General features: G+C 63.3%; 25 protein-coding genes and 1 pseudogene. 17 read left to right on the forward strand and 9 right to left on the reverse strand.

The features are described from left to right. The first annotated feature begins 9 nt into the window (after positions 1 to 9). Positions 10 to 639, forward strand: a complete 630-nt coding sequence (locus CK222_RS14465) for a MarC family protein (protein WP_066992466.1) — start codon at positions 10 to 12, stop codon at positions 637 to 639. A gap of 17 nt (positions 640 to 656) precedes the next feature. On the opposite strand, the gene CK222_RS14470 is transcribed toward CK222_RS14465, so the two are convergent. From CK222_RS14470 to CK222_RS14480, 3 genes are all read right to left on the reverse strand, one after another. After that, the gene (locus CK222_RS14470; RefSeq protein WP_095800794.1) at positions 657 to 1,082 is read right to left on the reverse strand and encodes an OsmC family protein; all 426 of its coding nucleotides are present in this window, start codon (positions 1,080 to 1,082) and stop codon (positions 657 to 659) included. Positions 1,083 to 1,186: 104 nt separating this feature from the next. Beyond that, the gene (locus CK222_RS14475; RefSeq protein WP_095800795.1) at positions 1,187 to 1,585 is read right to left on the reverse strand and encodes a DUF2306 domain-containing protein; all 399 of its coding nucleotides are present in this window, start codon (positions 1,583 to 1,585) and stop codon (positions 1,187 to 1,189) included. A 34-nt stretch (positions 1,586 to 1,619) separates the two neighbouring features. Then, a complete protein-coding gene (locus tag CK222_RS14480; RefSeq protein ID WP_067319755.1) occupies positions 1,620 to 2,138 on the reverse strand; it encodes a single-stranded DNA-binding protein in 519 nt (172 codons plus the stop codon). Positions 2,139 to 2,332: 194 nt separating this feature from the next. Here CK222_RS14480 and CK222_RS14485 point away from each other — a divergent pair, with 194 nt between their 5' ends. The 10 genes from CK222_RS14485 (at position 2,333) to CK222_RS14530 (ending at position 10,358) form a co-directional block, all read left to right on the forward strand. Continuing rightward, the gene (locus CK222_RS14485; protein WP_245433039.1) at positions 2,333 to 2,713 is read left to right on the forward strand and encodes a cupin domain-containing protein; all 381 of its coding nucleotides are present in this window, start codon (positions 2,333 to 2,335) and stop codon (positions 2,711 to 2,713) included. Positions 2,714 to 2,757: 44 nt separating this feature from the next. Continuing rightward, the gene (locus CK222_RS14490) at positions 2,758 to 3,072 is read left to right on the forward strand and encodes a metalloregulator ArsR/SmtB family transcription factor (protein WP_067319753.1); all 315 of its coding nucleotides are present in this window, start codon (positions 2,758 to 2,760) and stop codon (positions 3,070 to 3,072) included. Continuing rightward, on the forward strand, positions 3,069 to 3,560 hold the full coding sequence (locus tag CK222_RS14495; protein ID WP_095800796.1) for an SRPBCC domain-containing protein: 492 nt from the start codon (positions 3,069 to 3,071) through the stop codon (positions 3,558 to 3,560). Before CK222_RS14490 ends, CK222_RS14495 begins: the two co-directional genes overlap by 4 nt. Positions 3,561 to 3,583: 23 nt before the next feature. Next, on the forward strand, positions 3,584 to 4,189 hold the full coding sequence (locus CK222_RS14500; protein ID WP_066992448.1) for an ATP-dependent Clp protease proteolytic subunit: 606 nt from the start codon (positions 3,584 to 3,586) through the stop codon (positions 4,187 to 4,189). A gap of 81 nt (positions 4,190 to 4,270) precedes the next feature. Further along, positions 4,271 to 4,537, forward strand: coding sequence for a hypothetical protein (locus CK222_RS14505; protein WP_095800882.1), 267 nt, complete (start codon positions 4,271 to 4,273; stop codon positions 4,535 to 4,537). A 748-nt stretch (positions 4,538 to 5,285) separates the two neighbouring features. Then, positions 5,286 to 8,207: an excinuclease ABC subunit UvrA gene (gene uvrA / locus CK222_RS14510; RefSeq protein ID WP_095800797.1), complete on the forward strand. Its 2,922-nt coding sequence runs from the start codon at positions 5,286 to 5,288 to the stop codon at positions 8,205 to 8,207. A gap of 35 nt (positions 8,208 to 8,242) precedes the next feature. Then, the gene (locus CK222_RS14515; protein ID WP_066992439.1) at positions 8,243 to 8,707 is read left to right on the forward strand and encodes a GNAT family N-acetyltransferase; all 465 of its coding nucleotides are present in this window, start codon (positions 8,243 to 8,245) and stop codon (positions 8,705 to 8,707) included. Positions 8,708 to 8,737: 30 nt separating this feature from the next. Further along, complete coding sequence (locus CK222_RS14520; RefSeq protein WP_095800798.1) at positions 8,738 to 9,541, forward strand: DUF72 domain-containing protein; 804 nt, start codon at positions 8,738 to 8,740, stop codon at positions 9,539 to 9,541. 208 nt (positions 9,542 to 9,749) lie between these two features. Beyond that, complete coding sequence (locus CK222_RS14525; protein WP_067320133.1) at positions 9,750 to 10,004, forward strand: hypothetical protein; 255 nt, start codon at positions 9,750 to 9,752, stop codon at positions 10,002 to 10,004. A gap of 87 nt (positions 10,005 to 10,091) precedes the next feature. Next, a complete protein-coding gene (locus tag CK222_RS14530) occupies positions 10,092 to 10,358 on the forward strand; it encodes a diguanylate cyclase (protein WP_095800799.1) in 267 nt (88 codons plus the stop codon). Positions 10,359 to 10,426: 68 nt separating this feature from the next. On the opposite strand, the gene CK222_RS14535 is transcribed toward CK222_RS14530, so the two are convergent. Both CK222_RS14535 and CK222_RS33530 read right to left on the reverse strand, forming a co-directional pair. Then, the gene (locus CK222_RS14535) at positions 10,427 to 10,603 is read right to left on the reverse strand and encodes a hypothetical protein (RefSeq protein ID WP_082953673.1); all 177 of its coding nucleotides are present in this window, start codon (positions 10,601 to 10,603) and stop codon (positions 10,427 to 10,429) included. Positions 10,604 to 10,957: 354 nt separating this feature from the next. Beyond that, positions 10,958 to 11,291, reverse strand: a pseudogene (locus CK222_RS33530) (ATP-binding cassette domain-containing protein); the annotation flags it as partial. Between the two features lie 265 nt (positions 11,292 to 11,556). On the opposite strand from CK222_RS33530, the gene CK222_RS14545 reads away from it, so the two are divergent. Beyond that, a complete protein-coding gene (locus CK222_RS14545) occupies positions 11,557 to 11,949 on the forward strand; it encodes a hypothetical protein (protein ID WP_095800800.1) in 393 nt (130 codons plus the stop codon). A gap of 96 nt (positions 11,950 to 12,045) precedes the next feature. On the opposite strand, the gene CK222_RS14550 is transcribed toward CK222_RS14545, so the two are convergent. Both CK222_RS14550 and CK222_RS14555 read right to left on the reverse strand, forming a co-directional pair. Beyond that, positions 12,046 to 12,753 carry a purine-nucleoside phosphorylase gene (locus tag CK222_RS14550; protein ID WP_095800801.1) on the reverse strand — a complete coding sequence of 236 codons (708 nt, stop codon included), beginning with the start codon at positions 12,751 to 12,753 and terminating at the stop codon, positions 12,046 to 12,048. A 174-nt stretch (positions 12,754 to 12,927) separates the two neighbouring features. Beyond that, positions 12,928 to 15,507: a PAS domain-containing sensor histidine kinase gene (locus CK222_RS14555; protein WP_067319741.1), complete on the reverse strand. Its 2,580-nt coding sequence runs from the start codon at positions 15,505 to 15,507 to the stop codon at positions 12,928 to 12,930. A gap of 208 nt (positions 15,508 to 15,715) precedes the next feature. Here CK222_RS14555 and CK222_RS14560 point away from each other — a divergent pair, with 208 nt between their 5' ends. Then, positions 15,716 to 16,426 (forward strand): flagellar biosynthetic protein FliO, encoded by a 711-nt coding sequence (locus tag CK222_RS14560; RefSeq protein WP_095800802.1) that lies wholly within the window; start codon positions 15,716 to 15,718, stop codon positions 16,424 to 16,426. Positions 16,427 to 16,510: 84 nt separating this feature from the next. Here CK222_RS14560 and dksA read toward each other — a convergent pair whose 3' ends face one another. Further along, positions 16,511 to 16,927 carry an RNA polymerase-binding protein DksA gene (dksA, locus tag CK222_RS14565; protein ID WP_040972254.1) on the reverse strand — a complete coding sequence of 139 codons (417 nt, stop codon included), beginning with the start codon at positions 16,925 to 16,927 and terminating at the stop codon, positions 16,511 to 16,513. Positions 16,928 to 17,182: 255 nt separating this feature from the next. Between dksA and CK222_RS14570 the strand changes: the two genes are divergently transcribed. The 4 genes from CK222_RS14570 (at position 17,183) to CK222_RS14585 (ending at position 20,943) form a co-directional block, all read left to right on the forward strand. Continuing rightward, entirely contained in the window at positions 17,183 to 17,686 is a 504-nt protein-coding gene (locus CK222_RS14570; protein ID WP_067319736.1) for a histidine phosphatase family protein, read from the forward strand. A 63-nt stretch (positions 17,687 to 17,749) separates the two neighbouring features. Next, positions 17,750 to 19,213, forward strand: coding sequence for a YcjX family protein (locus CK222_RS14575; RefSeq protein ID WP_095800803.1), 1,464 nt, complete (start codon positions 17,750 to 17,752; stop codon positions 19,211 to 19,213). After that, positions 19,210 to 20,289 carry a TIGR01620 family protein gene (locus CK222_RS14580; protein ID WP_095800804.1) on the forward strand — a complete coding sequence of 360 codons (1,080 nt, stop codon included), beginning with the start codon at positions 19,210 to 19,212 and terminating at the stop codon, positions 20,287 to 20,289. The genes CK222_RS14575 and CK222_RS14580 overlap by 4 nt, the downstream gene beginning before the upstream one ends. A 126-nt stretch (positions 20,290 to 20,415) precedes the next feature. Continuing rightward, entirely contained in the window at positions 20,416 to 20,943 is a 528-nt protein-coding gene (locus tag CK222_RS14585; protein ID WP_245299552.1) for a hypothetical protein, read from the forward strand. 68 nt (positions 20,944 to 21,011) lie between these two features. Here the strand turns inward: CK222_RS14585 and CK222_RS14590 are convergent, their stop codons facing one another. Beyond that, on the reverse strand, positions 21,012 to 21,329 hold the full coding sequence (locus tag CK222_RS14590; RefSeq protein ID WP_245433041.1) for a hypothetical protein: 318 nt from the start codon (positions 21,327 to 21,329) through the stop codon (positions 21,012 to 21,014). Between the last annotated feature and the right edge of the window lie 82 nt (positions 21,330 to 21,411).

Below are 21,411 nucleotides of genomic sequence, written 5' to 3' on the forward strand. Positions count from 1 at the left end.
GGACCAGCGATGCCGAGCTTCGACACCCTGTTCAACGCCTTCGTCACCATCCTGGTGACCATCGATCCGCCCGGGCTGGCACCGCTCTTCCTCGCCGTCACGCGTGGCATGAACCGGGACGAGCGCCAGCAGGTCTCGGTGCGAGCTTCGGTGATCGGCTTTCTGGTGATGGCGTTGTTCGCCGTCGCCGGCGCCTCGATCCTGTCGGTGTTCGGCATCACGCTGCCGGCCTTCCGCGTCGCCGGCGGCTTCCTGCTTTTCTTCATCGCCTTCGAAATGGTGTTCGAGCGCCGTCAGGACCGCAAGGAGAAGATCGGCGACGTCGCCATCACCAAGGACATGATCCACAACATCGCCGCCTTTCCGCTGGCGATCCCGCTGATCGCCGGTCCCGGCGCGATATCGGCGACAGTGCTGCTGTCAGGACACTTCGAGGGCTTTGCCGCGCAAGCGGCGCTGGTCGGCATCATCGCGATCTGTCTTGTGCTCACCTTTCTGGTGTTCGTGCTGGCAGAGCGCATCGACCGCATCCTCGGCCAGACCGGCCGCTCGATCCTGACGAGGCTGCTCGGCGTCATCCTGGCCGCGCTTGCGGTGCAGTTCGTCGCCGACGGCGTCAGGGCGCTGATGGCTGCCTGAGCAGCATCCCTACTGCCTTATTTCACTGCTGTATCGACCACCTCGAAATCATGCGTGACGGCCGCCGTCTTGGCCATCATGGCGGTGGCCGAGCAGTATTTCTCGATCGACAGATCGATCGCCCTTTTCACCTTGTCGTGCGACAGCGCGCGACCCTTGACGATGAAATGCATGTGGATGCGGGTGAAGACGCGCGGTTCCGTCTCGGCACGATCCGCGTCCAGCTCGACCACGCAGTCCTCGACCGCCTCGCGACCTTTTTCGAGGATGTGGACCACGTCGTAGGCCGAGCAACCGCCGGTGCCGATCAGCACCAGCTCCATTGGGCTCGGCCCTGGCGTCCGGCCTTCCGGCCCATGCGCCGTGCCCAGCACGACTTTGTGACCGCTGCCGGACTCGCCGACAAAGGTGCGTTCCTCAACCCATTTGACGCGTGCTTTCACGATGATCTTCCTTAGACGCTGCTTTGCAAGCGGACTATCGCCGCAACTATCAACTATAGGCAATTCCGGACGGAAAACCGCGACGCACTTTCGCTCGAAATTGTTTATTGGCCGAATACGACCGTGTGCATGATGCGGCCGGGCACCAACGTGAAGATGCCGGCGCCGATCAGCGCAAATAGGTAGAGCTTGATCATGGCGCTGCGATGCGCGGCCACTTTATGGGTGTGCGCATACCAGACCGCCAGCGGGGCGGTGACAACCACCAGGATCGACAGGATGTGGATCGGGCTGAACGGCCCGATCAGGCGTATCTGCTGGATCCAGAAGCTCGAGACGGCGACGCCCAGCATCAGCGCGGCCCAGGCATAGCCCAAGACGCGGTGGCGTGTCGTGCCTTTCGGCAATGCCAGTTGCGCCCCGCCTATCGCCAGCGCGGCGAAGGCGGCGAACGCGTGCCATGGAATGGGAGGAGGCGCTGTCAGCAACGGTCCGAGCGACATCGCGCCTTCCCCTCAAACGACGATTGCGAGACCTTCAGAACGGAATCTCGTCATCCAGCTCGCGCGACGAACCACCGCCACCGCCCCTGGAACCGCCACCGCCGCCACGGCTGAAGCCTTCGTTCGGGCCCGACTGGCCGAAATCGGAACCCCGGCTGTTGCCGCCGCCGGCATAACTGCCGACCTGGCCGCCGCCTTCGCCGCGCGCGTCGAGCATCTGCAGCTCGCCACGGAATTTCTGCAGTACGACCTCGGTCGTGTAGCGATCGTTGCCGGTCTGGTCCTGCCATTTGCGCGTCTGCAGCTGGCCCTCGACATAGACCTTCATGCCCTTCTTCAAATACTGCTCCGCCACCTTGGCGAGCTGGTCGTTGAAGATGACGACATTGTGCCACTCCGTCTTTTCCTTGCGCTCCCCGGAATTCTTGTCGCGCCAGCTTTCCGACGTGGCGATGCGGATGTTGACGACCGGGTCGCCCGAATTCAGGCGGCGGATTTCAGGGTCCGCCCCGAGATTGCCGACCAGAATGACCTTGTTGACGCTACCCGCCATCATACTTCTCCGCGCTCATCCGAAACAAATTTTAAGTCGCTCACCTTACAGCCTGCGGTTCGCCCATGCCCGCGAAGGCTGGCTTTTCCCACAAGGTTTTTGTTCTCTGTTCGTTCTAGTCTTGACCGCTGTTTCTGTCAAGGAATGTCAGCAACAGGTAGTATTCCTGGGCAGGAAACAAGGGGGATATCGGAATGAACGTTGTTTCGCATGAGGATCAGCCGCGCGAAACGTGGCGCGCCGGGGTCGAAACCCGCATGCATGTTGCCGCCGCCAATGGCGCGGCGGGCCTTTGCATATTCGAGCAGTGGGTCGGACCGGGTAGCGGCGCACCAACGCATGCGCATATGGTCGAGGAAGTACTGACGGTGATTGCCGGCGAAGCCGAAATGTGGGTCGACGACCGACGGGCCGTGCTTGCCGCCGGGCAGTCCCTGATCATTCCCGCGCACAGCAAACATGGCTTTCGAAACGTGGCTTCCGGCACGCTTCACATCCATGCCGTGCTCGCATCGCCAATCTTCGAGGCAAGCTTCGACGGAGCGGCGGAGCCGGTGAGACGCTGGACGGCCTAAAACAGCGCTTGCCAAACCAATAAGTATCGACTTATGCTTTGCGCATGATCGAAGCAGAGATTTTCCGGGCCCTGGCCGATCCGACACGCCGCGCCGTCTACGAGCGGCTCGCGGCCGGCGAATTGACGGTGTCCGAGCTGCGCGCCGGCGTCAGCGTGTCGCAGCCGGCCGTCTCGCAGCATCTTGCCGTGCTGCGCGGCGCCGGACTGGTGATCGAGCGGCGCGCCGGCCGCAACGCCTATTACCGCGCCGACCCTCAAGGGCTCGATCCCTTGCTCGGCTGGATCGAACGCTACCGCGCCTTCTGGCCGGAGCGCATCGAGCGTTTGAAGAGGGTTCTGAAGGAAATGGACCAATGACGATTACCAAACACCTGGCAGCGGCCAACGCGCCGCTCAGCTTCGAATGCGAGCTTCCCGATCCGCCGGAAAAAGTCTGGCGGGCGCTCACCGAGCCGGAACTGCTCGCCGCGTGGCTGATGCCCAACGACATCAAGCCGGCGATCGGCGAGCGCTTTGCCTTTGCCGGACCAAACGCGCCGATCGAGTGCGAAGTGCTGGAGGCCGAGCCCGGCAAGCTGCTGCGCTATTCCTGGCGCGAGCGACCGGGCGTGGACGCTGCCGACCGGCTACCGGCATTCGACGGTCCTGTCTTCGACAGCATTGTCACCTTCACGCTCGCGCGCATGGTTTCCGGCGGCACGCATCTCAGCATCGTCCATGATGGTTTCGCGACGGTCGCGCAACCTGTCGTCGCCGTTTCCGGCGCCGGCTGCGGGATTTCGCTCCACGCGCGCAAGAGCCCAGCTGCCGCCAATGCGCCAAGCATGATGCTGCGCGCGGCTTGACCAAAGAACCGAGGAGATCTGCGATGAGCGCCTTTGCCAATCTCGTGCCGATGGTGATCGAGCAGTCGAGCCGCGGCGAGCGCGCCTTCGACATTTTCTCGCGGCTGCTGCGCGAACGCATCGTCTTCATCAACGGCGAGATCAATGACGGCGTGTCGGCGCTGGTCTGCGCGCAGCTCCTGTCGCTGGAATCGGACCATCCCGACAAGGAGATATCGATCTACATCAACTCGCCGGGCGGCGTGGTGACCAGCGGCTTCGCCATCTACGACACCATGCAGTACATCTCCTGCCCGGTGTCGACGGTGTGCATGGGCTTTGCCGCCTCGATGGGCTCATTCCTGTTGATGGCAGGCTCGCCCGGTCGGCGCATCGCGCTGCCCAACACCAGGATCGTGCTGCATCAGCCGCTGGGCGGCTTCCAGGGCCAGGCCTCCGACATCCAGCGCCACGCCGAGGACATCCTGCGCACCAAGCGCCACATGACGGAGCTGTACGCCAAGCATTGCGGCCGGACCTATGACGAGGTCGAGCGCACGCTCGACCGCGACTATTTCATGACCGCCGAGGAAGCGAAGGCCTGGGGCCTCGTCGACCATGTCTACGACACGCGCAAGAAGGCGGCCTGACCGCGCGGCAAATTGATTGCGGCGCGTCTGGCCTCGCCTTCGGCGCGCCTCTATAGTTCGCGCATGATCCGAGCGCGTTCCTTGACGAATCTGGGTTTTGCCGTTGTCGCAGTCGCCGGCGTGCTTGCGGTCGGCACCGCCGCTTTTGCCCACGACAATTCGACACAAAAACTGCCTGGCGTGAGCAGCGACTACCGTATCGCCAAGCCCGCGCCGCAGCCCGAGCCTGACGACGCACTGCCAGCCGGCAGCAACGGCACGTTCAAGATCGGCGACACCGATGTCAGGATTTCGGGCAGCATAACCATCGACATGGCAACGGGCGCCATCAGGCCTCCCAACCACTGAAGCTTACCCCGCATTGCGGACGCCGGCGACGGACCTCCGACTCGCAAAATGCAAGCCCCGCCACTGCTTCCGCAGGTGGACGGGGCTTTCATGGATCTGAAACCCAATTTTAGCCGGGAGTGGACTGCCGGCGTTCTGTTTCGGATGCAACGCGGCTTTCAGCCGACGATCCGACTATGGTCTCTGATTGTAGGAATCGGCAGGTCACGTTTTGCGGGTGGCGCTCACGCCTACCCTGGCACTATGCCCGCCGCGGCTCCATCGCTTCGTGGAGCCTCAAGGGACTGTCCGGTGGCGTCATGCTCCGCTCCTGGTCCGTTGTGGCAATGTCGTCCGAAGCGCAAATCGCTGAAGCCTGCGGCGTCTCGCAGGCCACCTCTGGGTGACGAGGCCATCGACAGACGGCCAGCTTCGTTGACGCCTTTGAGACTGCCCCTATGGGTCCGACACGTCAACCGTTGAAGAGCCGGTTACAGAAAAATGTGATCGGTTGGAGGTTACGTCCAGGTAAGTCGAATGCCTTCGACTGATCGGTCGCGACGGTTTTTGCAGCCGCTGTTTCCACAGCGCTTTGTCAGGAGGGTGTTCGGCCTTTGTTCTTTCCGCTTGCCCGCTCGCGCGAAAGGCGGTTAAACGCTTTGGTCGAGATTGTGGCGTCTCTCGACGCGGCGACGAGATTACCTACATAGGGAATGGCCGGGACAAACCCGCCAATCCAGCAAATTCAGACCTGAGGCGGCGACCGGCGATGGCCGACCAAAAATATCTTTCCATTCGCGGCGCGCGCGAACACAATCTCAAGAACGTCGATCTCGACCTGCCGCGCGACAGCCTGATCGTCATGACCGGCCTGTCGGGATCCGGCAAGTCATCGCTCGCCTTCGACACCATATATGCCGAGGGTCAGCGCCGCTATGTCGAAAGCCTTTCGGCCTATGCCCGCCAGTTCCTGGAGATGATGCAAAAGCCGGACGTTGACCAGATCGACGGCTTGTCTCCCGCCATCTCGATCGAGCAGAAGACGACGTCGCGCAACCCGCGCTCGACAGTCGGCACCGTCACCGAAATCTACGACTATATGCGCCTGCTCTTCGCCCGCGTCGGCATTCCATATTCGCCGGCCACCGGCCTGCCGATCGAAAGCCAGACGGTCAGCCAGATGGTTGACCGCGTGCTGGCGCTGGACGAGGGCACGCGTCTCTACCTGCTGGCGCCGATCGTGCGCGGCCGCAAGGGCGAATACCGCAAGGAACTTCTGGAGCTGCAGAAGAAGGGTTTCCAGCGCGTCAAGGTCGACGGCGTCTTCTACGAGATCGCCGACGTGCCGGCGCTGGACAAGAAATACAAGCACGACATCGACGTGGTCGTCGACCGCATCGTCGTTCGCGGCGATCTGGCGACGCGGCTTGCGGATTCGATGGAGACGGCGCTGAAGCTCGCCGACGGGCTTGCGGTGGCCGAGTTCGCCGACAAGCCGCTCGACGCCAGCCGGACGGGCGAGGACTCGGTCAACAAGTCGAAGAACGAGACGCATGAGCGCATCATGTTCTCGGAAAAATTCGCCTGCCCCGTGTCCGGCTTCACCATTCCCGAGATCGAGCCCAGGCTGTTCTCCTTCAACAATCCGTTCGGCGCCTGCCCGACCTGCGACGGCCTCGGCAGCCAGCGCGCCATCGACGCCAACCTCATTGTGCCGGACGAGAATGTTTCGCTGCGCGACGGCGCCATCAGCCCGTGGGCGAAATCGACCTCGCCCTATTACGCGCAGACGCTTGAGGCCTTGGGCAAGGCCTATGGCTTCAAGCTCGGCGACAAGTTCAAGGATCTGAGCGCCGAGGCGCAGCAGGCCGTGCTGCACGGCACGGGCGAGCGCGAGATCACCTTCCAGTATGACGACGGCCTGCGCTCCTACAAAACGACCAAGACCTTCGAGGGCGTCATCCCCAACCTCGACCGGCGCTGGAAGGAAACGGAATCGGCCTGGATGCGCGAGGAGATCGAGCGCTTCATGTCGGCCACCCCCTGCCCCGCCTGCAACGGCTACCGGCTGAAGCCGGAAGCGCTCTCGGTCAAGATCGCCGGCAGGCACATCGGCGAGGTCACGGAGCTGTCGATCCGCAAGGCCGACCGGTGGTTCACCGATCTGCCGGCGCAGCTCAACGAGAAGCAGAATGAGATCGCCGTCCGGGTGCTGAAGGAAATCCGCGAGCGCTTGCGTTTCTTGAACGATGTCGGCCTCGACTATCTGACGTTGTCGCGCAATTCCGGCACGCTGTCGGGCGGCGAGAGCCAGCGCATTCGTTTGGCCTCGCAGATCGGCTCCGGCTTGACGGGCGTGCTTTACGTCCTGGACGAGCCGTCTATCGGTCTGCACCAGCGCGACAATGCCCGCCTGCTCGATACGCTGAAGCACCTGCGCGACATCGGCAACACGGTGATCGTCGTCGAGCATGACGAGGACGCCATCCTGCATGCCGACTATGTCGTCGATATCGGCCCGGCCGCCGGCATCCATGGCGGCGAGATCATCGCGCAAGGCACGCCGCAGCAGATCATGGCGACGCCCGCCTCGATCACCGGCAAGTATTTGTCGGGCGAGCTCGAGGTCGCGACGCCGGCGGTGCGCCGCGAGGCGAAAAAGAACCGGCGTATCAAGGTCGTCGGCGCGCGCGGCAACAATCTGAAAAACGTCACGGCGGAGATCCCGCTCGGCACTTTCACCTGCGTCACCGGCGTCTCCGGCGGCGGCAAGTCGACCTTCCTGATCGAGACGCTGTTCAAGGCGGCCTCACGCCGCATCATGGGCTCGCGCGAGCATCCGGCCGAGCATGATCGCATCGAGGGCCTGGAGTTCCTCGACAAGGTCATCGATATCGACCAGTCGCCGATTGGCCGCACGCCGCGCTCCAACCCCGCCACTTATACCGGCGCCTTCACGCCGATCCGCGATTGGTTCGCCGGTCTGCCGGAGGCTAAGGCGCGCGGCTATCAGCCGGGCCGTTTCTCCTTCAACGTCAAGGGCGGCCGCTGCGAGGCGTGCCAGGGCGACGGCGTCATCAAGATCGAGATGCACTTCCTGCCCGACGTCTACGTCACCTGCGACGTCTGCCATGGCAAGCGCTACAACCGCGAGACGCTGGACGTGCTGTTCAAGGGCAAGTCGATCGCCGACGTGCTCGACATGACGGTCGAGGAAGGCGTCGAGTTCTTCTCGGCGGTGCCCGGCGTGCGCGACAAGCTGGAGACGCTGAAGCAGGTCGGGCTCGGCTACATCCATATCGGCCAGCAGGCGACGACGCTGTCCGGCGGCGAGGCGCAGCGCATCAAGCTGGCCAAGGAACTGTCGCGCAAGGCGACCGGTAAGACGCTCTACATCCTGGATGAGCCGACCACCGGCCTGCATTTCCACGACGTCGCCAAGCTTCTGGAAGTGCTGCATGAGCTGGTCGACCAGGGCAACACGGTGGTGGTGATCGAGCACAACCTCGAAGTCATCAAGACCGCCGACTGGGTGCTCGACCTCGGCCCCGAGGGCGGCGACGGCGGTGGCGAGCTGGTAGCCTCCGGCACGCCGGAAGCGATCGTGCGCGAAAAGCGCAGCTACACCGGCCAGTTCCTGAAGGAGCTTCTGGAGCGGCGCCCCGGGGGCAAGCGCGAAGCGGCCGAGTGAGCAAGTGGGTCGGCAAGCGTTTGGAACAGTCTCAAATGAAGATCAGGCAAGCGCTTGCAGGTGATCTCCAAGCTGTCGTCGCGATAACCACGGACGCCTACGCCCCCTACACCGCCCTGTTCGGCGCGCCGCCGATCCCGGTGACCGAGGACTATGCGCCCCGCATTGCGCGCGGCGAGGTCTGGCTGCTGGAGGATGGTTCCGATCTGGCCGGGCTGCTTGTCCTCGAGCGGCACGACGATCATGCCATGATCTTCAGCGTTGCCGTTTCGCCGGCCTTCCAGGGCAGGAAACTCGGCATCGCGCTGCTCGACTTCGCCGACGAGCAGGCGCGGTCATGGGGCGTGCCGGAGGTGCGGCTCTACACCAATTCGCGCATGGAGCGGAACATCGCGCTCTATTCGGCTTACGGCTATCGGGAGACGGGTCGCCGCGCCAACCCTTACCGGCCAGGATGGATATTGGTCGACATGGCCAAGCCGGTCGACAAAGCAGCCTGAGCCGCATTCAAAACTCGGAGGAGGAAGACGATGAGCCAAGGAAAGATCCGCTCCGGCATGGGCGGCTGGACCTTCGAGCCCTGGGACACCTCCTTCTATCCGGACAAGCTAGCCAAGGCCAAGCAGTTGCACTATGCCAGCCGCCAGGTGCCGAGCATCGAGGTCAACGGCACCTATTATTCCAGCTTCAAGGAGCCGACCTTCGTCAAGTGGGCGAACGACACGCCGGAGGGCTTCGTCTTTTCGCTCAAGGGCAACCGCTTCGTCACCAACCGCCGCGTCCTTGGCGAGGCCGGGGAATCGATAATGCGCTTCCTCGGCTCGGGCATTGTCGCGCTCGGCGACAAGCTGGGACCGATCCTGTGGCAGTTCGCGCCGACGAAGAAATTCGATGCCGACGATCTCGAGGCCTTCCTGAAGCTGCTGCCCGAGAAACAGGACGGCGTGCCGCTGCGCCATGCGCTCGAAGTGCGGCATGACACCTTCATCGTGCCGGAATTTCCGGCTCTGGCGCGCAAATACAATGCCGCCATCGTCTATGCCGACCACGCCAAATATCCGGCGATCGCCGACGTCACCGGCGATTTCGTCTATGCCCGCCTGCAAACCGGCAGCGACGACAATCCCGATTGCTACACGCCGAAAGGGCTCGACGAATGGGCGGGCCGCGTCAAGACCTGGGCGGAAGGCGGGCAGCCGGCCGACCTGCCGCGCGCCGATCCCAAGACCGACGCGCCGGTCAAGCCGCGCGACGTGTTCGCCTATTTCATAAGCGAGGGCAAGGTGCGTGCGCCCTTCGGTGCCATGGCGCTGATGAAGCGGGTGGCGGCCTAAACTGGCGCGGCTCTTTTGTTGGAACGCCGGAAGTTTGCCCGGCGCGGCACGCCGTCGGCAGTTGGCTTGTCGGAACCTGCCGGCCATGTTGACCGTTCTGTCCCAGCCGATCGCGAGGTCGGCGGAGGGTTATCTCGCCGAAAGATCGGTACGGCGACCTCGCGAAACGCTCGCCACATCCCGCAGCGTCGGAAAGGAGCGAGGGAAGATGACCGTCATCCTCGGTGCGTTGCTTACCATCGCAGGCGTCGTCTACATGGCAGGCGCCACTTTGAGGCGCGGACGCCTGAGTGACCCGGCATCTACAGCGCCGGACCGTCCGGCGCCGAACCTGGCAACACCAGGCCCCACACTGGAGCCGCGGCGACGCGGACTCCGTTTCCTCGGCCTGTCTCAGAATTGGCCAGGTCTGGTGATGATGGCAGTCGGCATCATACTGCTGTTGTCGGTGTTCGTCCTCTGACCTTACGGAATGTCGGAGTCTTCACCGCTGTGAAGGGCGTCGCAGAAGAGTTGTCAGGAATCTTCGCCCGAACGATGTGGCCGCCGCATGGGCGGCGAGGAGTTCGCGCTGGTGCTGAAGCGCACCTTGCCGGAGATGGTCGAGGCGGCGGCCGAACGGATCAGAACCGCGTTCGCGGTCCGAACCTTCGAAACCGACACGGGTCGGATGAGATGCACGGTGAGTGCCGGCTTCACCTTCGGCAGCGGGAAACGCATGAGCTTCGACAAGGTGCTCAGCGCGGTCGACACGGCGCTTTTCGCGACCAAGCGCGACGGCCGCAACCGCGTGCTCGACACCCGCCGCTGCGCTTGAACCTCAGGGCAATCTCAGGAAAAGTGCGGTTTCCGTCCGGAACGGTTAAAGTCTTGCGGCTCAAGCCGTCAATGGTGCCCGATTACTTCGTTATAGGCGTCGAGGTCGACGTAAAAAACCTTGGTTATTTCGCCGAGCAGATCATCCTCGTCGTAGCCCTGCGACATCAGGATGTTGATCGCCGTCATGATATCGACGCGCTCGGTCAGCCGCCGCTTCTGATAGTCCTCGACAAAACGTTCCATCGCCTTCCCCTGGCAAGCTTTTGTTGGACGCATCGACCGACAATCACTGCGGGGAAAGCTAGGCGGGCTTGCTTGCGCGGACCTTGCGGGCGGAGCCCGCGCCATCCCCCTTCATCTCGACTGATACGGAAAGAGCCCGACTCACCAAGGCCATGCAAAGACTAGCATGCGCTATTGGCCACACCAGAGCCGTCGAACACTTCGTCATCCTTCCGCGTAACGACGCGAACCGGAGCGAAGACCCAAGGATCCATTCCGTTACTTGGAAGCGTCATTAATGGTGCATAATCCGCAATGATCTAGGCGTCCGCACGAGGAATCTATTCTGCATCGCGAGACCGGCGACGGCGTGCGCAGCTTCGGCCGCATCACCAGCGCCCGCCCGAGTGGCGAGCTGCCGCTGGTCACCGCACAAGTCGCCGCCCGTGCCGCGAAGGCATCTGCCTCAGCACCGCAAACACCTCGAAGACATGCGAAGGAATGTTGCGGTCGCCGCGCCGAAGCGGCGCGAAGCCGGCCTTCAGATTTTCGCGCACCGTGAGCAGCGGAGAAATCTCCCTGCCCTGCGGCACGATGCGATGCCCGACCGGGCGCGGTCATACGCCGCGCTCCGGTCGAGCGCCTTCCCCTCGAAGGCAACCCTTCCGCTCGTCAACCGGTGATGGCCGACGATCGATCTCATCAAACTTGGTTGCAAGCGACGTGCCAAACGCGGACGCATGCACGGGTCAGGAAAAATAGTCATTAAATACAAAGACTTACTGCCTGCCAATCGAATAAAACGACGCCGATCAAGCACCCTGGGTTTGAGAAAACGTTGCGCAGCTCTGCCTAGATTTTGCCCAAATTATAAAATTGCCCAATGCTTAATCTCGTCCCTGTACCGGCACTCGCCGGCCAGTTGCGGGGCAGCGGCAAAATGGGGCAAGGTCGCCGCCGAAAAGAGCGACCGCATGGCCTTCCCGATTCGCATTCTTCTGAGCTTGCTGCTTCTTGCGTCGGCCGTGGGCAAGACCCGCGCGGACTTCGCCGAAGGCAAGCTTCCGGACGGCGTCTATCATTGCGAGGTCTATCTGCTCGGCCTCTTCATCAATCTCGGCGACATCACCATCAAGGGCAATGTCTATAGCGGTCCAGTGACCTTCGGCACGTCGGGAACCTACAACTACCAGATGGACGCCAATGGCGAGATCAGCTGGCTCGGCCCGCTCGGCGGCTATACGAGCGGCGGCAACTCGATCTCGCTGACGCAGGCGACGCTCGACGATCCAGGCGCTCCCTCCTTCGACATCATCATGAAGCAGCAGGACGGCGCCTTTACCGCCTCCACCTGCACCAAACATTGATCGAACAAGGAACTTCGCTTCGATGCTGCGCACAACCTGCCGCTTTATCTGCGGGTCGCCGGCCGACAGCCGAGGGGCAGTTGAAGCGGAAACCGCCTAAGCAGTGACCGCGACTTCCAGTGCCAGGCGGGTCATGTCGGTGAACAGCGCCTGGCGTTCGGAATAGTCGGTCTGCTCGTCGGCGGCGACGTGGTCGACCACGGTCAGCAGCGATAGGGCGCGCGCGCCGAACTGCGCCGAGATGCGGTAGAGCGCGCTGGTTTCCATGTCGACCGCCAGCGCGCCGAGCGCCCTGGGCTCGTCGAAGCGGGCGCGGCCATCGGGATGATGGAAGATGTCGCTGCAGACGGTCAGGCCGGCGCTGCAGGCAATGCCGAGATCGGCGGCCCGCTGCAGCGCCAGCGCATGGAGCGCCTCATCGGGGCCGGCCGGCTGGTAAAGTCCGAACACCTGCCCGCTGATCGGGCCCTCGGCGCGCACGGCGCTTGAAACGACCAAGCCCCGCAGCGGAACATCGTCCGACAATGCGCCGCATGTTCCTGTGCGGATCAGCGTCTTCACGCCATGATAGTCCAGCAACTCATGGGCATAGATCAGGAAAGAAGAGACGCCGATGCCGGTTGCCTGGATGCTGACCGGCTTACCGCGGAAACGGCCGGTGAAGCCGAGGGCGCCCCGACGGAGATTGATGCAGCGCGGCGCCTCCAGAAAAGTTTGCGCCATCCACTGCGCGCGCTCGGGGTCGCCCGGCAGCAGCACCGTTTCGGCATAATCTCCCCTGCCCGCCTCGATGTGCGGCGTCACGCGCTATCACCCCCATGACAGGACCCATCCGACCTGCATCATGGCAGGCTGGCTGCAATGTGCAAGCGATAGCTGTTTAAGACATGTCGCCTAAAAGGGCGCAGCGCTTTTGGGGAAAGGACCTGCATCAAGCATGATCTAAAGCGCGTCGTCTGATCGCTTCGGCGATGCGCTTTAAGATTCCAGCACGTCTTTGACGATCGTCGCCAGTTGCTTGAGCGAGAATGGTTTGGGCAGGAAGCCGAAATGCGCGTCGGCCGGCAGGTTTTTGGCAAAGGCGTCCTCGGCATAGCCGGAAACGAAGACGAATTTTATGTCCGGCTGGCGCTTGCGCAGCTCGCCGAGCAGCGTCGGCCCGTCCATTTCCGGCATCACCACATCGGACACCACGATGTCGACCTTGCCGCCGAGCGCCTCGAAGACCTCCAGCGCCTCGACGCCGGAGGAAGCCTCGTGCACGGTATAGCCGCGCGAGGTCAGCGCCCTCACGCCGCCCATGCGAACGGCGTCCTCGTCCTCGACCAGAAGCACGGTCGCCGAACCTGAGAGGTCCTTCGCCGTGTCGGCCGGCTTGGCTGGAGCTGCCGCCGCCGCAGTGTCGGCAGGCTCGCTCGCCTTCTTCACCTCCGTCACGTGACGCGGCAGGAAGATGCGGAACACCGTGCCTTTGCCGACTTCGGAATCGCAGTAGATGAAGCCCCCGGTCTGCTTGATGATGCCATAGACCATCGAGAGGCCAAGGCCCGTTCCCTTGCCGACCTCCTTTGTGGTGAAGAACGGCTCGAATATCTTCTTCAGCACCTCCGGCGCGATGCCGCTGCCCGTGTCCTCGACCTCGACCAGCACATAATCTGCCGGGATAAGCTCGCGATACGGGAAGGATTTGCACTCCTCGGCCATGACGTTGCGGGTGCGCACGGTAAGATCGCCGCCGGTGGGCATCGCATCGCGCGCGTTGACGGCGAGATTAACCACCACCTGCTCGAATTGGCCGATGTCGACCTTGACCGGCCACAGATCCCGCCCGTGGTCGATCTTTAGCCTGATATCGTTGCCCACCAGGCGGGCAAGCAGCATGCGCAGATCGGCAAGCACATCGGTCAGGTTGAGAACTTCCGGCCGCAAGGTCTGCTTGCGCGAGAACGCCAGCAACTGCCTAACAAGCGACGCCGCCCGGTTGGCGTTCTGCTTGATGTTCATAATGTCGGGGAAGGACGGGTCCGACGGCCGGTGGTTGGTGAGCAGGAGGTCCGACGCCATGATGATGGCGGTGAGCACGTTGTTGAAGTCGTGCGCGATGCCGCCGGCAAGCTGGCCGACCGCCTGCATCTTCTGGCTCTGCGCCATCTGGCCCTCGAGCGCCTTCTGCTCGGTAGTCTCGACGGCGTAGACGATGGCCGATTCCTCCGCACCCTCGCTACCGGCGCCGTCGGCGACGGCATTCACGTAGAAGCGGATGTGGCGCTCCTCATGCCCGGGCAGCAACGAGTCGATCGGCTCGATATTGGCCTGCCGCTGCCGCGCCTTCTCGAAGGCGGCGGCGAAGGCCGGCCGGTCGCGTTCATGCACCACGCTCTCGAAACGCACGCGCCGGTCGACAGCGTCTCGGTCGACGACGGACGAAAACAGCGACAGGAACGGCGCATTGGTGCGCAGGATGCGCCCGCCGGCATCGACGCCGGCTATCGCCATCGGCGTCGAGTTGAAGAAACGCGTGAAGCGCACCTCCGAGGCGCGCAGGTCGGCGGACGCGTCCTCTCCCTGGGTGCGGTTGAGCACGATGGTGCGCGTCGGCCCGTTCACTCCTTCGCGGCTTGCCGAAACGCGGTGCATGAAGCGGACAGGCAGTGCCTGGCCGCTCATTGTCGTCAGATCAAGGTCGATGACGGCGTTGCGCGTGGCGCCGGGATCAGCCTTGACCGAGCGGACGAGCGCCATGCCGTCGCCGGCGACGATCTCCGGCAGCGTGACCGCGCCCGGGGTGAAGCTGGCAAGGTCGATGCCTAGCCATTCGGCAAGCGTCGCATTGATATAAGTAACGCGGCCTTCCTGGTCGGCCGAGAAGAAGCCTGCGGGCGCGTGGTCGAGATGGTCTATCGCCTTTTGCAGGTCGAGGAAGAAACGCTCCTGTTCCGCCCGCTCCTGCGAGATGTCTGCGATCTGCCAGGCAAGCATCGGCAGCCGCTGGCCCGGCACATTGAAGGCGCGGGCACGGACGCGGTACCAGCGCGCGCCCGGCTCGGCCCCAGGCTTGATCGACTGCGCCAGGCGAAATTCACCGTCGCCAGCCTGGCCGTCGCGCAGGCCGGACGCCAGCCGGTAGATGGTCATTGAAGCCTCGGGGACGTCCGAAAGCAGCCCCTCGACCGTCTTGAGGTCCGCCGCCGAAGCGGCCCCCGTCATCTCGGCATAGGCCCGGTTGGCGTAGATTACGCGACCCTTGGTGTCGGTGACCAGGAGGCCTTGCGACATTGAATCGACGAACGCTTTGGACAGCTCGTCGCCGGTTGAACGCGGGGCGATCTGCACGAAGCCGATCGCCGTCGCGAACAGAAAGCCGACGCCGATCATGGCGAGCACGCCAAGCATGCCGAGCAGGAACGGATCGCCGAGGCGCTCGCGGAACAACCCGAAAACGACCGCCGCGCCGGTCAAAACGACGATGAAGATGATGAGCCTGGCGATGGCGCCCGGACGCGTGTTTTGGTCGACGATCGGTACCGGATAGAAATCGCCGCGCGTTTCCTTGGCCATGTGCCCCCTGCTCGTGATTCCGATGCCCCGACACCCGCGAACGGCCGGTTGAATCACATTCTCCTGTAGCGGAAAAGGCCCGGACGGCAAATGTCCGATAAAATCAACGATTCATGTTTCAAACTGTTCACGATGGGTGATGTCGCCTTGCGGAGGCTAGTCCCTAAGGTCTAGTGTCGCGTCACTTCAAAGGCGATTGGGTGCACCGATGCTGCAGTGGCTGGATAGCGTAGCGGGGCCGGGTTATGTCGCTGCAATTCTATGGACGTTCGCGGCCCTTGTTCTGCTGGTCGTGGTCCTGCTCGTCATCAAGGTAGTCCGCAACCTGACTTTCGGCACCTTCGTTGCCGGAGGCCGGAATCGCAAGACACGGCTCGCCGTCATGGACGCCACCGCTGTCGACAGCCACCGCCGGCTGGTGCTGGTGCGGCGCGACGATATCGAACACCTCATCCTGATCGGCGGCCCGACTGATGTCGTGGTCGAACAAGACATAAGGCTGGCAGCACCTCGCCGTCCGGCGCTGACCGGAGACAGCGGCCAGCAGCAGGCCGCCGCGCCGCGCCCGCGGGCGCCTCAGCCCGCACCCGCCCCGGCCAGGCAGCCGACCGCACCGGCGCCGGCTCCCGTGAGCGAGCCCGTGTCGCGCCCGCGCGCGGCGCCCCCTCCGGCAAAGCCGCCGGTACCGCCTTCCCCGGCCGCGAAAGTCATGCCGCTCCCTGCGTATGGGACGAATGGCACTGGCCGGCAGGCCCCGCCGCAGCCCTCCAACGACTCGATCGACGACACACTGATGCACGAGCTCGAGGCATCGTTGGAGGAGTCCCATTCCAAACCGGCAAGCAAGCCGGCGGCGAAGCCCTCGCTCGATGACGAGATGACCAAGCTTCTCGGCGAGCTGGCCAGCCACAAACGCTGACCCCCAAAGGATTGCCGCTCAAAAAAGAAAATGGCCGGAAAGATCCGGCCATTTTCGCAAAACCTGCGTCTGTCCCAACCCGCGTCAGTCGTCGCGGTAGACCTTCTCGCGGCGTTCGTGGCGCTCCTGCGCCTCGATCGACAGCGTCGCGATCGGGCGGGCGTCGAGCCGCTTCAGCGCGATCGGCTCGCCGGTTTCCTCGCAATAGCCATAGGTGCCTTCGTCGATCCGCTGCAGCGCGGAGTCGATTTTCGAGATCAGCTTGCGCTGGCGATCGCGGGCGCGCAGTTCGATGGCTCGGTCGGTTTCGGAAGAGGCGCGGTCGGCTAGGTCGGGATGGTTGGCGTTTTCTTGCTGGAGGATTTCGAGTGTTTCACGCGCTTCGCGAAGGATGTCATTCTTCCATGTGATAAGCTTCTGGCGGAAGTATGATTTCTGCCGTTCGTTCATGAACGGCTCGTCTTCGGAGGGTACGTAATCGGCGGTAACGATGTCGTTCATTCGACTCACCCAACAACCCCAAATTTGGCGCCTATATATTCGCGGACAAGGGGCTGCACAAGCGGAAACAATAACAGTTTCACGCATTTGTTAGTCTTCGCAGCAGCAGGCATTCGCGGCGGCCATTTCTCAACGGTCGGGATCGAAATCATCAGCGATTCGGCGCGGTTGCGCGTCCTATGCCATTGTGCACGACACCGTTCTGGTGACTAATCGCCAAAACGCTCAGCGTATTCAACATAAAGGGGGAGCCGGTTGAGCAGACTTTATCTGTTGAGGCATGCCAAAGCCGGATGGGCGCTGCCCGGTGTTCGTGACTTCGATCGTCCGCTCGACGAATCGGGCATGGCCGACGCTGAGGCGATGGGTGACGCCATGCGGGCCCGGGACTACGTGCCGGATGTCACGCTCTGCTCCAACGCCAAGCGAGCACGGCAGACCCTGGAAGGCCTTGCGGGCCGCACCGACACCGGCCGGGTGCTGTTCTTCGACACACTCTACAGCGAAGATGCCGCCGGTTACCTCGAAATCATTCGTAAGAACGGCGGGGCCGGCTCATTGCTGGTGATCGGCCACAATCCGATGACCGAGGACCTGGCCATGGCGGTGTCGGGCGACGGCGATGAGACCGCGCGAGGCATGCTCAACCACGGCTTTCCCACTTCCGGACTCGCCGTCGTGCGTTTTCCCGGCAATCTCGGTGAAGCAGGCCAAGGCCGTGGTTATCTCGAGGCCTTTCTCAGTCCCGCCGATCTCTGACACCATTTCAAACGCCTTGCCCAAGGCCTATATCGGGCCCTGACGGGCGACCCAGAGGCAGATTTGGCATCATCGCTGACCACTTTCACCGACGAGGCGAGGATTGCGCTCGACACCTTGTCGGGCCGGGCCGCCGGGCTCTTCTCCCCATCCCTGCGACTGGGCGTCACCGGCCTCTCTCGCGCCGGCAAGACGGTGTTCATTTCCGCTCTCGTCCATAACCTTATCCATGGCGGGCGGCTGCCGCTGTTCGAAGCGCAAAAATCGGGCCGCATCGCCCGCGCCTTGCTCGAGGAGCAGCCGGACGACGCCGTCCCGCGCTTCCAGTACGAGGACCATGTCGCGGCCCTGGTCGACGACCGTGTCTGGCCGGATTCGACGCGCGCGATTTCAGAGCTGAGGCTGACCATCGAATACGAGTCGGCCTCCGGCTGGAACCGGCTGTTTTCGGCCGGAAAGCTGTCGATCGACATCGTCGATTATCCCGGCGAATGGCTGCTTGACCTGCCGCTGCTCGGTAAATCTTTCGCCGATTTTTCGCGCGAGGCGGTGGAGCTGGCCGCCCTGCCGGTCCGCTCCGACCTGTCACAGGCGTGGCAGGAGCTGGCCTCCTCGGTCGATCCGGACGCCGACGCGGACGAGATGACGGCGCGCCGTCTCGCCGAAAGCTTCGCCGCCTATCTCACGGCCTGCAAGCTCGACGAACGTGCGCTGTCGACGCTGCCGCCGGGTCGTTTCCTGATGCCGGGCGATCTCGAAGGCTCGCCGGCGCTGACCTTCGCGCCGCTGATGAAATTGTCGGAACGGCGCCGCCCCGGATCGCTGCAGGCGATGATGGAGCGCCGCTACGAAGCCTACAAGACCCATGTCGTAAAACCGTTCTTTCGCGAGCATATCACCCGTCTCGACCGCCAGATCGTGTTGATAGACGCCATGCAGGCGCTCAACGCCGGCCCGGCCGCCATGGCCGACCTCGAACGGGCCGTCACCGAAATCCTCTCCTGCTTCCGACCCGGGCGGGGCAATTTCGTCACCGACCTGTTTTCGAGGCGCATCGACCGCATCCTGGTGGCGGCGACCAAAGCCGACCAGTTGCACCACGAAAGCCATGACCGGCTGCAGGCGATCGTGCGCCGCCTGGCCGACCGGGCGGTGGCGCGGGCCAATTTCAGCGGCGCCGATGTCGATGTGGTCGCCATGGCGGCGGTGCGCTCGACCCGCGAGGGCACCGTGAAGCAAGGCCGCGAGACATTGCCGGTGATCATCGGCACGCCCTTGAAAGGCGAGAAGATCAACGGCGAGACATTCGACGGCAAAGCCGAAACAGCCATATTTCCCGGTGACTTGCCGGAAAAGGTCGATCCCCTGTTCGACGTTTCCGGGCAGCAGGCGGAAAACAATGCGATCCGTTTCGTGCGCTTTCGTCCGCCGAAGCTCGAGCGGACGGCCGAAGGCGTCACGCTGTCTTTGCCGCATATTCGCCTCGACCGCGCGCTTCAGTTCCTGATCGGAGATCGTTTGGCATGAATCCGCCCCGCAAACCGGCGGCCTTCCGCATCGAGCCCGAGCCCGCGCCAAGGCACGAGGCGCCGCAGAAGCATCGCACCGAACAGCCCGTGCGCAGGCCACGCGCCGCCAGGGCCGATGTCACCGTGGTCATTCCCTCGGAGATCGACGTTTTCGACCAGCCGGATATCGAGCAGGCCCCGCCGCCACCGGCGACCGCTCCAAGGAGGCGCTCGCTGCTGGCACGCCTGTTTTTCGGAGCTTTCGGCGTGCTTGTCTCGCTCGCGGTCGGCCTGTGGACGGATCAGCTCATCCGTGATCTTTTCGCGCGCGCCGAATGGCTGGGCTGGCTGGCGGCCGGCATGGCGGCCATCGCGCTTTTGTCGCTGCTGATCGTCCTGATCCGCGAGTTCCTCGCCATCGCACGCCTCGCTGAGGTCGAGAAACTACAGCGACGGGCCGTGGATGCGGTGGCGCGCGACGACCCCAAGGCCGCGCGCGCTCTGGTCGACGAGCTTTCCGCCTTCGTCGCGGCAAAACCGGAGACCGCGGCCGGCCGCCGCTCGCTCGCCGAATTGCGCGGCGAGATTATTGATGGCGCCAATCTGGTGCGGCTCGCCGAGACCGAGATTCTGTCGCCGCTCGATGCCCGCGCCAAGATGATGATCCTGGAGGCCGCGAAGCGCGTCTCGCTGGTAACGGCGGTCAGCCCGCGCGCGTTGGTCGACGTCGCCTATGTCGTGTTCGAAGCCGGCAGGTTGATCCGGCGCCTGTCGGAACTTTATGGCGGCCGTCCCGGCACGCTGGGCTTCTTCCGCCTGGCGCGCGGTGTGCTTGCCCATCTCGCGGTGACCGGCTCGATCGCCGTCGGGGACAGTTTCGTGCAGCAGATCGTCGGCCACGGCCTTGCCGCGAAGCTCTCGGCAAAGCTTGGTGAAGGCGTCGTCAACGGCATGATGACGGCGCGCATTGGCATCGCGGCGATGGAAACGACGCGCCCGCTGCCGTTCATTGCGGTAAAGCGACCGGGGCTAGGCGATTTCCTCTCGGCATTGACCTCGTTCGCGACGCGAAAGGATGGCCGAAGCGAGCAGTAAGGTAAATGCAGAAACGGTCGCCAGTGACGAAGCATTAACCAATCTTCTTCATGGTCACTCTGGTTCCAACAGCAGACTCGTTCGTGCCGGGTGTTGTCAATGAGAAGCGTAATCTTGTCCTGCGTCATGACCGCAACGGTTGCGGCCGCCGTACCGCTCGGCCTCGTCGAAAGGGCCTTTGGAGCAGAGGCTGACAAGCAGTTTTTCCGCTCGGTCGAAGGCAAATGGGTCGGCCCTGGCGAAATCATCGCCGGCAAATACAAGGGCACGAAATTCACCTGCAATTTCAACGGTTCCACGCCGGACGGCAAGGTCGGCATGACGCTAGACGGCGACTGCCGGGTCGGCGTCTTCACCCAGAAGATGTCGGCGACGGTCGAACGCCGGGGCCGGGATGGTTACAAAGGCACTTTCATGGGCGGCTCGACCGGCAACGGCATGGACATTGTCGGCGGCAATGTCGTCGATCCCCAAAAGGTCGTCTTCACCATTAACCGCAATCAGTTGAACGGCGTCATGCAGGCGCGCGTTCCCGACGACAATTCGATGACCGTGACGGTCGCCGTGCGCGTCGACAAGCAGCTGGTGCCGGTCATCGGCATGAGCCTAAAGCGGGTCGACACGGTCGAAGTCGGCTCGATCGCGAAGAACTGAGCAAAGGCGATCGAGGAAGACAAAAGGCGGCAGCCAATGGCCACCGCCTTCTTTCGTTTTGACTTGGCTCAACCCTTGATGGCGGCAGTCACTTCGTCATATGCCTTGCAGGCTTCGTCCAGCGTCGTGGCATTCTGATATTTCGTCGTCACGGCCTGCACCTTGGCCGTCAGATCAGCCGCCTTGCTCGGATCCTTGGTGATTGCTTCCTGAAGCGCGGCAGCCATGTCCTGCGCCTTCTTGGCGGCGATCTCCTGTGTGCACTCCGGTCCCTTCGAACAGGCCGAAACGGCCAGCGCCGCAACGCCAACGGCAACGAGCAAAAACTTCTTCATGTCAGTCATCTCCTCAAAAAAAGGCAGCGGCCCATCGCCGCTGCCCTCCAATGGCTGAAGCTCCATAGCCAAAGCCTACCGGCCTTAACCTTTGATTGTGGCGGCGCGCAACGACCGGGCTCCGTAAACTTGT

Origin of the sequence: Mesorhizobium sp. WSM3866 (assembly GCF_002294795.1) — a bacterium.
Classification (GTDB): domain Bacteria; phylum Pseudomonadota; class Alphaproteobacteria; order Rhizobiales; family Rhizobiaceae; genus Mesorhizobium.